Here is a 16,919-nt window from a genome sequence, read left to right as displayed (position 1 = left end):
CAAAGGTAGCCTCGCCGTGTTAAATGAAGGTTAAGAAATAAACATAAATGTCATTGCGAGGAACGAAGCAATCGCATGCTATACAGGGCGACTTTGCTTCCGTGCGATTGCCACGCTTCGCTCGCAATGACATGATTTATACTTACACTTATTTTTACCTCAGCCCCTTTTCCCTCAAAAATTTCACCAATGCCGCTGGATGATCTGTTTGCAAACCTTTCAAGCCTGCGGCGAGGGCTTTGTTCCAATCTGCCGGACCTTCACCTGCACTTTGGATATCTGGCCAAACCGGGATGTGGTACTCCCCGGCCAAGTTTACCATATCACTGGTGTACTGGTTATAAGATCCGTCAAGAATATCAGGATGGTACTGTTCAATGAAATTTTTCACGCCGACGGTATTTTTAACACTGTCCGGCAGGCTTAACATCAGCGGCATTTTGGGGGCGGCTTTACGCCAGCCCGTAAATTGGGAAGCGCTGTTAATATAAACCAATACCTGCCTTTCCATACCATATTCTTTGATCATCTGATAGGCCTGTTCAGGATCGGCAGCTTTAAAATCAAGATAAATACCTATCCTGTTTTTACACATCTGCAGGATCTGCTTAAAGGTTGGAATCCGGTATACTTCTTTACTCGTAGTATCCTTACTCTTTACCTTCAACTGCAATAACTCGGTGAGGGTAAAATCTTTTAGCTGACCTTTGCCATCCGTCATACGGTTAATACTGCCATCGTGCATGCTTACCAACTCACCATCCCTGGTTGTACGCAGGTCAATCTCTACATAGTCTGCCTCATTTTTTATGGCCTCTTTGTACGCCTCTATGGTGTTTTCGGGATAAATGACATGATCTCCACGGTGAGCGGCAACAATAAATTTATGCTTTGAAACAGGGGCCGGGTTAGGCTGCCATCCATCACCGGGAAGCAGCCACAGTAAACCCAAAATTGTTAATAATTGAAAACGCATGTTAATTTATTTTTTTCCGGTAACGCTCCCAATAGCATCACCCACTTCGTGCCCTGCAGCAGCCTTAAAATCAAAGCCTAATAAACCGGCTATAGTTTGGGCCAGTTGTTTATGATAGGTTGTTTCGCCTTGTTTCATTTCGCCTGAAGCCGGGGTATCCGGACCAATAACGGCAAACCAGGTTTGTTCTGAATGTACCACGTCCGATCCGTGATCGTGCCACTTTTTCATTGGCTCGTCGCCCCTGCCATGATCGCAGGTGATGATCAATGTAGTTTTGTTTTTATAAGCAGGCTCCGATTGGATGTAATCCCAAAGTTGCTTTATAAAACCATCTTCCTGTTTGATACGGTCAAGGTAAAATCCGTAGTTACCTGCATGGGCCAGATCATCCGGTTCGTCAAATGAAACATACAGGGCACGCGGCTTGTATTGCATCATATAGTTTTTGGCAAACTCAAACGTCAGGAAATCGATCCGGGTTGAATCGCTGATGTAACGCGGCACCTCCAACTGTAACTCATTCAGATGTTTCAGGCGATCGTTCATACCAGCAACTTCCAGCGGCATAAAACCAGCGTTAACCAAAATATTGGCGCGCTTCGGGCTCAGGATCTGCGAAAAACGCTCCCAGGATGCAAATGCTGCTACCTTGTTTTCAAAGCCTTTTTGTTTGTTCAAAAACTCAAGCACATTCATGTTTGGGTTATAGATACCATCGTTGGTATTCATCCTTTTATCAGGAAAACCGGTAAATATTTCATTGTAGCCCGGGTATGAAAAATGATAAGGATTAGCCACTTCATCTTTGCTACCCAAATCGCGGTTACCATAAAGCTGACCTTTTTCAATTAAAGTACTCCAAAAGAAAGGCATCAGCAGTTTACGACGATCTACAGACGCATCTGTCCAGAAATTTTTACGGGCAGCGTTTTTATCTTGAGTATCTTTTGAATTGATAATGGCCGAATCGGCACCGCGGAAAACTTCCTGCCAGCGCAGCCCGTCGATAGTAACGATAACTACATTTTGTGTTTTGTGCTGGGCATATAACGCCGAAAAACACATAGCGAATAACGTAAATAAAATAGCTTTTTTCATAGTTGTTGTATTTAATGATAAAGGCCCCAGATTAGCGGGGCCTTTATGCAGATTAATTAAAACGTATAAGCTGTGGTTATTTAAGCAACCACATAACACCATTAATGTCATCGCTGCCGCCAAATTGAGCGGTTAATGCAGCGTTATAGTTTGTAGCGTTAACTGTACGCTCTGATGTTGGATACTCGAAACGTTTAGGGATACGGCTGCTATTACCTGTACCCGGACCGGTAGTAAAGTTTGGCACGCCGGTACGACGGTAGTTGAAATAAGCCTCTAAACCCGAGTGACGGAACATAGCAAGGTATTTTTGCTGCAGGATCTGGGTAAGGCCAGTTGTACCATCAGCATATTTCACTGTTGGTTGTGCGTAATAGGTTGTCCAGTTTACAGTAACCGGGAACACGTCATAGCTTGATTGATCGGCAGGGCCTTTGGTTGCACCTGGCCTGTAAAAATAAGCTGAGTATATACTTGGGCCGGCAACTGTTGGGAGGCCATAAAACTGATATGATGCCTGGATACCGTTAACATAATAAGTTTCAGCATTACCAGAAGCCCAACCGCGGTTAATACCTTCGGCAATGTTGAACATCAGTTCAGGGTAACCGATCTGGATGCTTGGCTCACCGATATAAGTTGAATAGAAGTGTTTACGGTTGATGAATGAATAACGCTGTAAAGTTGCGTTGTTATACATTACACCAAGGTCAAGGCCCGGATCGGCGCCAACAAATGAATCAAAACTTGTTGGGCTTTGTTTCAGGGTATCAACCAGGTAACGTGAAGGCTCGGCAGTAACAAAAACCCTCGGATCTTTTAAGCTGGTAAGTAAACCAACATAAGTAGCCGATGAATTTTGCCTTGAACCATTTTGACCAAAGTTATCAGGGTTTTGAGGATAATAGTTGCTTGGCGCTACAAATTTATATTGCAGGTTATCATCGTTGCTGCTCATCAACGGGTATTTAGTTGGGTTACCAACAATAGCAGCAAACTGACCTTTAATATCAATATCAGCAGTTTTCTTGCTCAATTCAAGCAATAACCTTACGTGAAAAGTGTTTACTGTTTTTTGCCATTTTGAAAGATCATTACCAAAATAAATATCGTTTGATAATGCGGCACCAACACCTGTACCACCTGCATTCGGGTTAGCAATAAGTGCAGCCATATCGGTATTTGCCGACTCAAGCCATGCAAGACACTGTACCATTACATCTTTTTGCGTATCATATTTTGGAGTAAGGTTATCCAAACCTTTCAATGCATCGGTCATTGGGATATCACCTTCTTCCAGACTCATTTTACTGAAGAAGTAAGCCCTGAAAAATTTACCCAAAGCTTCGTACGGGTTTACTGCGGCACCGCCGGTTGCAGCAGCACGCTGCTCCATTACAATTACGTTTTTTAACGTATTGTAGTAATTGTCGCCGCCGTTTGCAAAGCCGTCATAACGGTTGTTACCATAGTAATCATAGTTATAAATATAATACTGGCCATAAATCTCGTTGTTTGATTGCGGCAAATCGGCCATTTTGTTAAGGACACCGTTAAATAATAATGATGCAGGCACAACACTTGGCACATTATTATTTTTGGTAAGGTCCTCAAAACTTTTCTTACATCCGGTTACTGTTAGCAATGCAAACGCCGGCAGTATTAAAATTCTAAATATCTTTTTCATAATCAATCGTATGTTTTATTAGAATGATACATTTAAGTTAAAACCATAGCTACGTACTGTAGGCGACTGCAATACAGTTGAAGAAGTAGCATAGTTATACTGATCTAAATCCACATCCTTGAAGCGTTTGTCTCCGTAGAAGTATAAAAGGTTACGGCCATAAACTGATACCGATGCCTTTTTGATAAATGATTTATCAAGCCATGTTTTAGGAAAATCATAGCCAATTGTTACTTCACGAAGTTTTGAGAAGGTTTTGCTCATGAGGTTTGACTCATCAACATTGTAGTATTTACTTACATAATCCTGTACCAGCGCAGTTTGCTTGTTAGGAGCATATTGCAAAGCACCGTAGTTGGTGATTTTACCAGTAGCAGGGTCATAGTTAATAGCCGCGCCGTTTGATACGGTTACACCTTCGCCTACGTAGCTGCCGTTATAGCCTGCTTTACCAAAGTTTTGCCAGTCTTTATAACGGGCATCACCCAAAGCACCTGTAGCAGTTTCGATGTTTGAACCACCACGCATGGTTTTGTTGTGCATATAGTCGATGATCACACCACCAACCGAGCCATCAAACTGGAAACCGAAATTAATGTTTTTGTAATGTAGTTTGTTGGCAAAGCTCCACTGGTATTTTGCATTTTCATTACCTAAATACTGTGGAACAGGTAATGCTAATGGTTTACCTGCAGCATCGTTGATGATTTGACCCTGAGGAGTTCTTGCAAAAGCGGTACCATATAATTTATCTACGCGGTCGCCTTTTTTGAAGAAGGTTTGGTAAGTCTGCTGGTTTGGAGGTAACTCTTCGTAAATATCTTTAAATGTTGATACGTTAACCAAAACATTCCAGCCAAAACCACCAAGGTTTTTAATAGGTGTACCTTCTAATGAAAACTCGTAACCGGTTTTCTTGGTTTTTAAAGCGTTCAGGTATAAAGTGGTGTAACCGGTAGCGGTTGATATTGAGTTAGCCAAAATCTGCGGACCGTCAATATATTGGAACGTTGTAGCCGATAAACCTAAACGGTTTTGCAGGAATTTGATATCGAAACCTTCTTCGTAGTTAACACGGGTTGAAGTTTTGATGTTTGGCTGATATAAAAAGTCAGATGCAGAAGCTGCCGGCTGGCTGTTATATGGTTTGCTGGTTAAGTAAAACGGATTAAGCTGATAGCTTGGGCCATTATAAGGTGAGTTATAAGTACTACCGTAACCAAGCGGGTTTAAGAATAATGGGTTTGAGTTAGGGTTACTGGTAGTTGTTGAACCGCCGTAAACCGAAATAGCGTTAAAAGGAGCAGGGCCAATTGTAGCGCTTGAAGCATCAGCTTTTACTGTTGAGTAAGATGCCCTTGCTTTTAAGAATGAAATAATCTCTGGCAGTTTAACGTAATCAGAGATCACCGTTGCTGCAGATATACTTGGATAATAATAAGTAGTTACGTTTTGGAAAGCCGATGATTTATCGATACGGCCTGTGCTTGATAAGGTAGCATATTTACCAAATGTAGCGTCAATTGAGTAGTAACCGCTTAATACACGTTCTTGTGATGAGAAATTGGTTGACTGTACAGCATTTTTTGAGTTGCTGAAAGCATAAACTTCAGGTACGTTCAAATAATCTGTCGAAGTCCAGCTTGAGTTATAGTTAAAGCTGCGCAGGTTTGAACCAACTAAACCTGATAAGTTCACAAAGTTTTTGATCGTATAGTTGTAGTTAACAAATAACTCGGTGTTGTTATCAAACAAGTTACGGCGGTCTTCGCGGTAATCGCCCTGGTTACCTTCACGACCGTAAGGGTGGGCCGAAAATGGCAGGTCTTCAGTACGCAGGATATTATAGGTATCAATTTGCGAACGTAAAGTAACGTTTAAGTTATCGTTGATCTTGAAGTTACCTGACAAATAACCGTAAATGTCATTTTTGTAATGACCACGGGTCCATTTTTCAGTTAACAGGTAAGGGTTATGGTAACGGGTGTACTCAGCAAATACCGATTGTACGCCTTCTTTACCTGGCTGCCAGATGGCTTTGATATCAGGTGCGTTGATATTCCAATCGGCACCAGTCCATACAGCAATGTTATAAATGATACTGTTAGGACCGTACTGTACGTCTGGGAAGTTATCAGTTGATTGTCTGTTGAAATCAACGTTTGCTTCAAATTTCCAGCGTTTTGACGGAGTGAACTGACCGTAGAAGTTAGCGTTGGCTATATCAAGGTATTGAGAAGGGATATAGCTTGTTTGGTGTTGTTGTGAAACCGAAAAACGGGTTACATAAGTTTCACCAACCGAACCTAATGAAATGTTGTTATTGGTTTGGTAACCAGTTTTCAGGAAGTTTTTCAGGTTGTCTTTACCACGCGCAACCCATGGAGTACCCTGACGTACGCCATTGACAACAGGACTGTCGTACTGAGGGATCAGCTGGCCTGCAAAATAAGGGCCCCAAACGTCGTAATCGCTATCCACACCACCTGGAGCACCACCTTTACCGTCAACAAAGGTATAAAAGGTGTTTTCGCCCGGGCCAAATGTGTTTTGAGTGCGGGGGAATGCAAGGAAACCGGTATTCATAACGGTACTGCTGTTTATATCAACAGTTAAACCTCTTTTGTTTTTCTCGCCTTTTTTGGTGGTGATCAAAATCGCGCCATTTTGTGCACGGCTACCGTAAAGTGCCGCAGCCGATGGGCCTTTTAACACGGTATAAGTTTCGATATCATCAGGGCTGATGTTATAAGTATCAGTATTAATAGGGAAACCATCCACTACGTATAAAGTAACTGAGTTACCCCTGATCAATACAGAAGGATTACCCAGTAACTCGGCAGATGGGCCTACTGATAAACCGGCTACTTTACCTGTTAAACCTGTAATAGGGTTAGGGTCACGGGCAGTAGTAACATCGGCGCCGCTTACCGATTGTGTTGAGTAACCAATGCGGCGGGTTTCTTTCTTAACACCTAACGCGGTTACAACAACCTCGTTCAGTGCTTTACTGTCGCCAATCATGCTTACGTTTACAGTTGTTTTGTTATCAACCACTACATAAACAGGGGCATAACCAACAAACGAGTAAATAAGTGTTTGACCGGCAGTTGCAGTAATGCTGTAATGGCCTTCAATATCAGTAACAGTGCCTTTGTTTTGTTCTTTGATCTTTACACTTACGCCCGGCAGTGGCAGGTGTTTGTCATCGGTAACAGTACCGCTTATTTTGGTTTGTCCGAATAAGATAGATGGAGCTACGCAAAATAATAAAACCGTTATTACGGCTCTTAATCTCTGGTAAATCTTGTTCATCTGCTAAAGTTTAAGGGTGAAATATTTGAGTTTTTCATACAGCAATACTAAACTTTGTTTATTATTAGTAAACCAATTTAATATTAAGCTATACTTAACTTGATGTTCACCCTGTGTTAAGCAGGCGATTTTTGTAACAAACAGGTTATATATTAGTCACAAAAACTTAATATGTTATTTATTCATTTACCACTTGCAGATGTGCGAGGGCCATAGCTTTTAAGTGATCTATATTATTTACAGGCACGTGTGTCTCTTTTGCCATGTCATCCCAGTAGCGTAACCTGATGATAAGCTCTGCATCCTGGTTCAGTTCAAACTCGGCAGCTTCCTCAGCGGTCATCACACCGCCCTGAAATTCGAGGGTTGCTTTGCTGGCATCAGATAAACGGTTATAATATTCGGGGTATTTGTAGGTAAGGTATCTTTTGGCAATTACATGGCCTTGTACCAGGTTAGCAACCCTTTCAGAAAAACCGCGCTCAAGCAGGTAGTCGGCACCGAGGCGTTCATGATCAACATTGCCCATGCCATCCATGCTGCCCGCTTCTTCGGCATCGGCACAAAGATGGCCTATGTCATGGAAAAATGCGGCAAGCACCACTTCGTCGTCATAACCCTCGGCTTCGGCCAGGGCGGCAGCCTGCGACATATGTTCCAGTTGGGAAACAGGCTCTCCTATATAATCGGCGTCACCAAATTTTTCGTATAACGAAAATACTTCGTCAACCACAGCTTTCGGATTATATTGAGATGGTGCCATATCTTAAAATTTTTCAGGTGCAAATAAACAGGATAAAGGTTATTAAAATATTAAATGTTTGTGAATTATAGGCACATGTATTTACATTTAAGAATTTGTTAACACAGGTAATAATCAGCGAATAACTTAAACCCAGACGTTTTTTGTTCGTAAAAAGAAAGTAGTAATGTTAGTGGTAACAAAAAAATCATTTTGGATAACTACACCTATTAATTACTTTGCGCAGCGAATAACCTGCTATAACAATACAAATAATGGAAGAAGACATACTGATACAGATCAGTAACCGGATAAAAGAACGCCGCCGCGACAAAAATATAACCGTACAGGAACTTGCCGTAAGGGCCAACGTAAGTAAAGGCCTCATTTCACAAATTGAAAACAGCCGCACCATTCCCTCGCTTATCGTATTAATAGATATTATTAAAGCCCTGGAAATAGACTTGAACGAGTTTTTTAAAGACATGCGTTCAAAAAGCGATCACATGCCTGTTTTGGTAAAACGGAAACACGAATATGATCACTTTGAAAAAGAACATGCCGATGGTTTTCACTACCAGCGTATTTTTACACAATCAATAAGCCAAAGTACTGTTGATATAGTAATACTTGAGCTTGAGCCAAATGCTACGCGTCCGCTTGTTGAAACTGAAGCTTTTGAATACAAATATATATTATCGGGCGAGATAGCATACCAGTTTGATGATGATCTTATAACCCTTAACCAGGGAGATAGCATGCTTTTTGACGGTAGGATACCACATACGCCAAAAAATACGGGAAACACCACAGCCAGTATGCTTGTTGTCTATTTTTTTGAGGAGAAGAAGTAGATTAGTGAGTGGTTACTTAGGTTGATTAAGTGAATGGTTATTATAGCGAAGATTACAGATATATGCATTTGGGGCATCTGATTTACAGATAAAATAAACTACTCACCTAATCAACCTAATCAACTAACAACCTCCCCCTTAACCAAACCTTAACACTAATTTAGTTTAATCTTAATAAAAAAAGTTTAGTATTGCTAAACAATTATATTTATTTTTATGAGCATAAAATTAGTGTTAGCTGTATGAAACTGGTTGAAAGTTTACGTGCAAAAGTAGCCCAATGGCCCTATGCATTAATTTCAGTTCTGGCAGCGGTTTCGGCTTTCGGAACGTATACTTCCATGTATGCATTTCGTAAGGCCTTTGCAGCGGCTACTTTTACAGGTCATGAGTATTTTCATGTAGATTATAAGGTTTGGCTGGTTATAGCCCAGGTTATAGGCTATATGAGCAGTAAGTTTTACGGCATAAAATTTATAGCCGAGGTAAACAGCAAAACCCGGGCACGCTATATTTTAACCCTGATAGGTATTGCGTGGGCCGCCCTCCTTGCCTTTGCCTTTGTGCCCGCCCCCTGGAATATCGCCTTTCTTTTTATTAACGGTTTCCCATTGGGCCTGATCTGGGGCCTTGTGTTTGGTTACCTTGAAGGCCGCCGTTCAACCGAATTTATGGCGTCGGTATTATCTATCAGCCTCATTTTCGCGTCGGGCTTTGTGAAAACAACCGGCCGTACTTTAATAAGCAGCTTTCACGTAAATGAATACTACATGCCTTTTTTAACCGGGGCTGTATTTGCATTACCACTATTGTTTTTTGTAGGTTGCATGGAACTCATCCCCCAGCCTACTGCCGAGGATAAACGTTTACGCGCCGAACGCACGCCAATGAATGCCGCCGAGCGTAAACAATTCATTATTCGTTTTTTACCCGGCATTATACTTACGCTCATCGTTTATGTGCTGCTCACCATCATGCGCGATGTGCGCGATAATTTTGAGGTAGAGATCTGGGCCAGCCTGGGCATTAAGGATAACAGCATTTTTACTACTACCGATATTAAAATTTCATTGGTAGTGCTTGTAGCTATGAGCTTGCTCATCCTTGTACGTAAAAACTTACGCGCCTTTAGTATCATCCACCTGATGATCATTGGCGGATGTGTGCTGGTAGGTATATCAACCATCATGTTTACCTTTAAAATGATAAGCCCAACTTTATGGATGACCTGTGTTGGCCTTGGCCTTTACCTGGGCTACGTACCTTATAACGCCATATTTTTTGAAAGGATGATTGCCTCGTTCCACTATAAAAGTAATGTAGGCTTCATCATGTACGTTGCCGATTCGATGGGTTACCTGGGCAGCGTAAGCATTTTACTGGTAAAAGAACTCGGCCGCCCAACCATAAGCTGGGGAACCTTTTTTCAGGAAGGCGTAATGATTGTGGCCCTGGTTGGAGGTATTTGCGGTATTTTATCGCTCGTGTACTTTTTACAAAGTGCCGCTCGTGATAAAAAAAAGTTAAGTGAAGACAACGAAGAACAGATAAATTTTCAGGCGATAAGTCCACAGTCATGAGTTCAAAGTCAAAAAATGACCAATGACACAATGACCTAATGAAACAATATAATGAACAATAACAAGAGTGCAATCATCATTGGCGCAGGTATAGTAGGTTTAGCTACTGCTCGTGCGCTGGCCGTTCGTGGCTATAAAGTAACCGTATTTGAGCGCAATGAACGTGCGGTGGGCGCTTCCATCCGTAACTTTGGTATGGTATGGCCCATTGGCCAGGCTACCGGCCCAATGTACGAACGCGCCATGTTATCAAAAAGCATCTGGAAAACAGTTTGCGCCGAAGCCGGGATCTGGCATGATGAAGTTGGCTCATTACACCTTGCCTATCACGATGATGAATTGCAGGCAATTGAAGAATATGTTGAGGTAAATCACAAATACCGTGATTGCGCGGTGCTTGATCCGGGGGCTACCGTACACAAATCAGCAGCAGTAAATACCGATGGTTTAAAAGGCGCGTTGTGGAGCAGCGATGAAATGATCATTGAATCGCGCGTGGCTGTTGGGCAGGTAGCTCAATACCTTGCCGAAAAGTTTGGTGTTGAATTTCACTGGAACACCGCCATCAGCCGTATCGAACATCCCAAAGTAAGCTCGGGCACCAGAAGCTGGGAAGCCGACGAGATTTACGTTTGCAGTGGCGCCGATTTTGAAACATTATATCCAGAGCTGTTCGCCCAAACGCAGATCACTAAATGCAAACTGCAAATGATGCGTTTGGTTACCCAACCCGATGAATGGCGCATTGGCCCGTCATTATGCGGTGGTTTATCTATGATCCATTACCCTGGCTTTCAGGCGGCGGCATCATTACCGGCCTTGCGAAAACGCTATGAAGATCAATATGCTACGCATCTGAAATGGGGTATCCACGTAATGGTATCACAAAATGGCAGCGGCGAACTTACCATCGGCGATTCGCACGAATATGGCCTGGTTCATGACCCTTTCGACAAAGAATTTATTAATAATTTAATAATCGAATACTTACATACGTTCGCCAATTTTAAAGACTGGAAAATGCTGCAGTCATGGCACGGTATCTACCCTAAAATGACCAACGGCGCATCCGAACTGATAGTGGATATTGAGCCCGGAGTTACCGTGATTAACGGCCTGGGAGGTAACGGTATGACGTTATCATTTGGCCTTTGCGAACAGGTGATCGCGCAGCGGAAAGATAATTAGGTCATAGTTGATAGTTCATGGATCATAGATTTTAAAAACTTTGCTATATCTTGAAGGCCTAAAAACAACTGGGATTTACCGATCATCACCCATTGACCCAAAAACTAAAAACACCATGATCTATCATCCATAGACCATGAATTAAATAAAAGATACACATGTCTGATTCAAGGAGAGATTTTCTTAAAAAAGCAGCGTTATTAACCGGAGCAGCTGGTTTAGCCAGTGTTTTACCAGAGTCTATTCAAAAAGCGATGGCCATTAACCCGGCACCGGGCAGCACCTATATGGATGCCGAGCACATCGTGATCCTGATGCAGGAAAACCGCTCGTTTGACCATACGTACGGGATGCTTAAAGGGGTACGTGGTTATAACGATCCGCGGGCTATTGATCTGCCTAACAAAAACAAAGTTTGGTTGCAATCAAACAAAAAAGGCGAAACCTATGCTCCTTTCCACCTTGATATTAAAAACACCAAAGCAACCTGGATGAGCTCATTGCCACATTCGTGGGGCAACCAGGTTAATGCCCGTAACGATGGCAAATTTGATCAATGGCTTAATGTTAAGCGCAACAGTATTAAGGAATACTCCAACATGCCCTTAACCATGGGTTTCCACAACCGTGAGGATATCCCATTTTACTATGCTCTTGCCGACGCCTTTACCGTTTGTGATCAAAATTTTTGTTCGTCGTTAACAGGTACCAACCCTAACAGGTTATATTTCTGGAGTGGTACCATCCGCGCAGAGCAGCATGAAAATTCGCTCGCTCACGTTTGGAACGATGATATGGATTATGGAACCCTGAACTGGGCCACCTTCCCCGAGCGTTTGGAAGATCATAACATATCATGGAAACATTACCAGAATGAAATTGCCATTGATACCGGTTTAGAGGGCGAAGAAGATCCGTGGTTATCTAACTTCCAGGATAACCCGCTGGAGTTTTTTGGCCAGTACAACATTAAACTGTACGATAAACACATAGCCCATCTGCAAAAAAAATCAACTGTTTTGCCGGATGAGATAGCTGCCGTAGAAAAGCAAATTGCCGCTTTGCCTGCCGGCGATGCGCATATAGACCATTTGCAAAAACAGCTTAAGCAAAAACAGCACGACCTCGAAAACACCAAAAAGGATATGGCAAGCCTTGATCCTAACAAGTTTGCCGGCCTGTCGCAGCGCGAAAAAAACCTGCACCAAAAAGGTTTTGTAACCAATACTAACGATCCGCATTATCGTACGCTGAGCCCGTTAAAATACAATGATGAAGGTACCGAGCGCGAAGTTTTAGTACCCAAAGGCGACGTGCTGCACCAGTTCCGTGCGGATGTAAAGAGCGGTCAGTTACCTACAGTAAGCTGGTTATCGGCTCCTGAACATTTTTCTGACCACCCAAGCTCGGCCTGGTATGGTGCATGGTACGTATCCGAAGTTTTAGACATCCTTACACAAAACCCTGATGTTTGGAAAAAAACGGTTTTCATTTTAGCTTATGATGAAAATGACGGTTATTTCGATCACGTTCCGCCATTTACCGCTCCAAACCCTCATAAACCGGGTACAGGTAAAGTATCAGCAGGAATTGACCCAAGCGTTGAGTTTGTTACGTTAGAACAGGAAAAAGCCCGCAATAACTTCCCCGAAGTGTTTGATCGCGAAAGCCCAATAGGTTTAGGCTTTCGTGTTCCGCTGGTAGTTGCTTCGCCGTGGAGCCGAGGCGGCTGGGTTAACTCAGAGGTGTTTGACCATACCTCGACACTACAATTTTTAGAAAACTTTTTAAGCCACAAAACAGGCAAAAAAGTAACTGAGCCTAACATCAGCGAATGGCGTCGTACGGTTTGTGGTGACCTTTCAAGCGTTTTCCGTCCGTATAACGGCGAGAAGATCGAAAACCCCGAATTTGTTGCAAGGGAGGCGTTTTTAGAAAGCATTCACAAAGCGCAATTCAAAAAACTCCCGTCAGACTATAAATTGCTTACTGCCGATGAGATCGCCCAGATCAATAAAGATCCGCATTCGTCGCCATATATGCCTCAGCAGGAAAAAGGTATTAAACCGTCATCGGCCCTGCCTTACCAACTGTATGCCGATGGTAAACTGAGCGCTGATAAAAAATCGTTTGAGATCAAATTTAATGCAAGTAACAAGGCATTTGGCTCAAACGCGTTAGGTTCGCCATTTAACGTATATGCTCCCGGCAAATACGCAACCATGAACGATCCGCAAAAAATGGAAGACCTGCGCACCTGGGCCTATACCGTTAAAGCTGGAGATACCCTTGCCGATGTTTGGCCTTTACATGAATTTGAGAATGGCGAATACCATTTGCGTACCTATGGCCCTAACGGTTTCTTCCGCGAATACCAGGGCAATGCGGCCGATCCGCTGGTGGATATTGTTTCCGAATATGAGCAGGTTAACGGTAAGCTAACGGGGAATGTTAGTTTGAAGCTTACCAACCATTCCAGCAAAGCACAAAATATAGCCATAACAGACCACGGCTATAAAACCGGCGATCATAAAGTTGCTGTGAAAGCAGGAGCAAGCACAACCATTGCCCTGAACCTAAGCAAAAGTCATGGCTGGTATGATTTTAGTACAAAGATTGATGGCTTTGAAAAATTCGCCAAACGTTTTGCCGGTCGCGTAGAAACAGGAAAATCAAGTTTCAGCGATCCTTTAATGGGTAAAGCATTAGCATAACAGCTAAAACAATATAGAAAAGTAAAAGCCGGGCTCATGAGCCCGGCTTTTACTTTTTGTACGCTGTCCGAAGTCTCCCGACTTCGGACGACTATGCCTGTAGTTTGCAACTACAGGATTAAAAATGGAACTGGCCTTATACATGTAGTTACAAACTACATGCATAAGGATTCGAGGTCTTTGACCTCGAATAGCGATAATAGCTATAGATCTCCAATGGCAATTAGCCCAACTTTCCGCTTTACCGGCATTTATGAATTGCCGATGACATTGATTTATAGTTAGCTATTGCATTTTTTAAATCAACATTATATATTTGCGTAATCAGTTACATAATTAGTTACTTATTTTTATGGAATTTTTTAATAAAGTAGGAAAGATGGCTATCGGCAGCCGGCTCAGGATGCTTACCGAAACCGTTGGTGAAGACGCGGCAAGGATCTACAATTTATATGATATCGATTTTCAGCCTAAATGGTTCCCGGTTTTTTACGTATTGCAGGACGGCGGAGAGTTTACCATTACTTCAATTGCCAAAGAAATTGGCCACTCCCACCCTTCTGTAAGTAAGATCATTGCCGAAATGGTGAAGAACGGCTTTGTTGTGGAGAAAAAAGATAAAACCGATGGCCGCCGCAATATGGTAAGCCTTTCGGCCAAAGGACTTGATGCCGCTGTAAAAATCAAAGACCAATATGCTGATGTTACCGGCGCCGTAGAAGAAATTCTTTCGCAGGCCAATCACGACTTGTGGAAAGCTATTGAAGAATGGGAATATCTGCTCGAACAAAAATCATTGTTACGCAGGGTACAGGAACATCAAAAGATCAGGGAAAGCAACAAAGTACAGATAGTACCCTACGAGCTACACTACGCCAAAGCTTTTAAAGCGCTGAACGAAGAATGGATCTCCAAATACTTTAAAATGGAAGAAGCCGATTATAAAGCCCTCGACAATGCCGACAGCTATATCATCAATAACGGCGGCCTTATATTGGTAGCCCTTTATAACGATGAGCCGGTTGGTGTATGCGCGTTATTAAAAATGGATGATCCGGATTATGATTTTGAGCTCGCTAAAATGGCGGTATCGCCAAAGGCACAGGGGAAAAACATAGGCTTTTTATTAGGGCAGGCTATTATTGAAAAAGCAAAAGCTCTTGGTGGCCATAAGCTTTACCTGGAAAGTAATACCATTTTAAAACCGGCTATCAGCCTGTATCATAAACTGGGCTTTGTTAAAGTAGCGGGCAGGCCATCACCTTACGAACGCGCCAATATTCAAATGGAGCTTGAATTGAAATAGTTACCGTTTAACGATATGAACCAGATAAAAATAGCTATCGTAATTAAAGACCAACTGGCAGCGTGGCAAAAGCTTAACGTTACTGCATTTTTAGCCAGCTCTGTTGCTATTGCCCATCCCGATACACATGGTGCCGAACTTATCACAGCATCGGGGAATAATTATATGCCCTTTATGAAATACCCGGTGCTTGTTTATAAGGCAGATACCGATGCTCAGCTACAGCGGGCCTTTAACCGGGCTAAAGAGAGAGGGCTTCACATCGGCATTTATACCCAGAGATTGTTCGCGACAAAAAATGAAACGGACAATCTCTCGGAAATTGCCCGCCACACCGATGCAGACCTTGATCTGGTTGGAATTTGTTGTATATGGCGAAAGCAAAAAGGTTGATAAAGCACTGGACGGGCTCAGGCTTCATGATTAAGATTGGGCTCTCTTTAAATTGTGCATTACCTTCAGCAATAGATATATTAACTATTGTATAACAATTGTGAATAAAATTAACAAACAGTTTACTTTATTCTTTGTTTATTGCAATTGAAACTTAAACACTATATCTATATGAAGCACAAACAACTCCTGCTCAGCTTATTAACCATAGCTGGTTTAGTCACGGGCTTTAATGCTAACGCACAATTTGGAAGCTTACTGCAAAAAGCAAAAGACAAAGCCGCTCAAAAAGCCAGCGATGCTTTTGATAAAAAAACCTCATCACCATCATCTTCTTCCTCCTCATCAACCTCCGGCGCACCTAAAAGCAATAAGGTAATTATTAACTCGGGATTTGATTTTGTTGCGGGAGATACCGTATTATTTGCCGAAGATTTTTCGGGGATCCCGGTAGGTTCTTCGGCCAAAACGTTTAAAACCAATGGGTCCGCCACGATAGTTTCTGTTGGCGGGGAAAGCGGCAAATGGCTGGCCCTTGCCGATAACGCTACCTACAAATTCACCAAACAGCTTTTTTATCCAAAACACTTCACTGTTGAATTTGACATCCTTGCGGCAGCTGATAAAATAAGCGATATCTATCCGGTAAATTTTGGCTTTGTAACTGATAACAGCGTTCGTGATTATATCAGTAGTGGTGGCGCTTACGTTACGCTAAAATATTATAACAATGATGATGTATCTATAAACAGCGAGTTCCTGAGTAAATACCTCAACAGCACCTTTGATTTAACCACATTTACTAACCGCAAAATGCATGTTTCTTTAGTTGTTGACGGCGACCGCATGGTGGTTTATCTTGATCAAACCAAACTGGCCGATACCATGGCCTTTATGCCCACAACTGCTAAAAATCTGTACATCAGTGCACCAATGCAATATAAAAATGGTTCAAAGGTTTTGGTAAGTAATATCAAGATCATGGGCTTTAAAAAGGCTTAAGTTTGCCTATCCAAATTGAGACTTACGAAGTTTTTGAAAATTCGTAAATAAGAAACGCCAT

12 protein-coding genes are annotated in these 16,919 nt (G+C 42.3%); 7 read left to right on the top strand and 5 right to left on the bottom strand.

Features of this window, described 5'->3' with window-relative positions:
- Nucleotides 1–154: 154 nt before the first annotated feature.
- The 5 genes from DUL71_RS21450 to DUL71_RS21430 all read right to left on the bottom strand — a co-directional run bounded on the left by DUL71_RS21450 (nucleotide 155) and on the right by DUL71_RS21430 (nucleotide 7,842).
- The gene (locus DUL71_RS21450) at nucleotides 155–976 is read right to left on the bottom strand and encodes a glycerophosphodiester phosphodiesterase (protein WP_114939992.1); all 822 of its coding nucleotides are present in this window, start codon (nucleotides 974–976) and stop codon (nucleotides 155–157) included.
- Between the two features lie 6 nt (nucleotides 977–982).
- Nucleotides 983–2,077, bottom strand: a complete 1,095-nt coding sequence (locus DUL71_RS21445) for an alkaline phosphatase family protein (protein WP_161964481.1) — start codon at nucleotides 2,075–2,077, stop codon at nucleotides 983–985.
- A gap of 76 nt (nucleotides 2,078–2,153) precedes the next feature.
- A complete protein-coding gene (locus DUL71_RS21440; protein ID WP_114939990.1) occupies nucleotides 2,154–3,764 on the bottom strand; it encodes a SusD/RagB family nutrient-binding outer membrane lipoprotein in 1,611 nt (536 codons plus the stop codon).
- A gap of 18 nt (nucleotides 3,765–3,782) precedes the next feature.
- Entirely contained in the window at nucleotides 3,783–7,079 is a 3,297-nt protein-coding gene (locus DUL71_RS21435) for a SusC/RagA family TonB-linked outer membrane protein (RefSeq protein ID WP_114939989.1), read from the bottom strand.
- 178 nt (nucleotides 7,080–7,257) lie between these two features.
- Nucleotides 7,258–7,842, bottom strand: coding sequence for a phosphonate degradation HD-domain oxygenase (locus tag DUL71_RS21430; protein WP_114939988.1), 585 nt, complete (start codon nucleotides 7,840–7,842; stop codon nucleotides 7,258–7,260).
- 254 nt (nucleotides 7,843–8,096) lie between these two features.
- Between DUL71_RS21430 and DUL71_RS21425 the strand changes: the two genes are divergently transcribed.
- The 7 genes from DUL71_RS21425 (at nucleotide 8,097) to DUL71_RS21395 (ending at nucleotide 16,858) form a co-directional block, all read left to right on the top strand.
- Nucleotides 8,097–8,675 (top strand): helix-turn-helix domain-containing protein, encoded by a 579-nt coding sequence (locus tag DUL71_RS21425; protein WP_114939987.1) that lies wholly within the window; start codon nucleotides 8,097–8,099, stop codon nucleotides 8,673–8,675.
- Nucleotides 8,676–8,917: 242 nt separating this feature from the next.
- On the top strand, nucleotides 8,918–10,255 hold the full coding sequence (locus DUL71_RS21420; protein ID WP_114939986.1) for a DUF5690 family protein: 1,338 nt from the start codon (nucleotides 8,918–8,920) through the stop codon (nucleotides 10,253–10,255).
- Nucleotides 10,256–10,306: 51 nt separating this feature from the next.
- Complete coding sequence (locus tag DUL71_RS21415; protein ID WP_114939985.1) at nucleotides 10,307–11,443, top strand: TIGR03364 family FAD-dependent oxidoreductase; 1,137 nt, start codon at nucleotides 10,307–10,309, stop codon at nucleotides 11,441–11,443.
- 158 nt (nucleotides 11,444–11,601) lie between these two features.
- Nucleotides 11,602–14,157, top strand: a complete 2,556-nt coding sequence (locus DUL71_RS21410) for a phosphocholine-specific phospholipase C (protein ID WP_114939984.1) — start codon at nucleotides 11,602–11,604, stop codon at nucleotides 14,155–14,157.
- 352 nt (nucleotides 14,158–14,509) lie between these two features.
- Nucleotides 14,510–15,463 carry a bifunctional helix-turn-helix transcriptional regulator/GNAT family N-acetyltransferase gene (locus DUL71_RS21405; protein WP_114939983.1) on the top strand — a complete coding sequence of 318 codons (954 nt, stop codon included), beginning with the start codon at nucleotides 14,510–14,512 and terminating at the stop codon, nucleotides 15,461–15,463.
- A gap of 15 nt (nucleotides 15,464–15,478) precedes the next feature.
- Entirely contained in the window at nucleotides 15,479–15,856 is a 378-nt protein-coding gene (locus DUL71_RS21400; protein WP_114939982.1) for a DUF2000 domain-containing protein, read from the top strand.
- A 171-nt stretch (nucleotides 15,857–16,027) separates the two neighbouring features.
- Nucleotides 16,028–16,858: a hypothetical protein gene (locus DUL71_RS21395; protein WP_114939981.1), complete on the top strand. Its 831-nt coding sequence runs from the start codon at nucleotides 16,028–16,030 to the stop codon at nucleotides 16,856–16,858.
- Nucleotides 16,859–16,919 lie beyond the last annotated feature (61 nt).

This window comes from Mucilaginibacter endophyticus, assembly GCF_003351025.1.
In the GTDB taxonomy this organism is placed as follows: domain Bacteria; phylum Bacteroidota; class Bacteroidia; order Sphingobacteriales; family Sphingobacteriaceae; genus Mucilaginibacter; species Mucilaginibacter endophyticus.
Note: the sequence above shows the minus strand (reverse complement) of the source record. Positions and strands in the feature narration are given on the sequence as shown.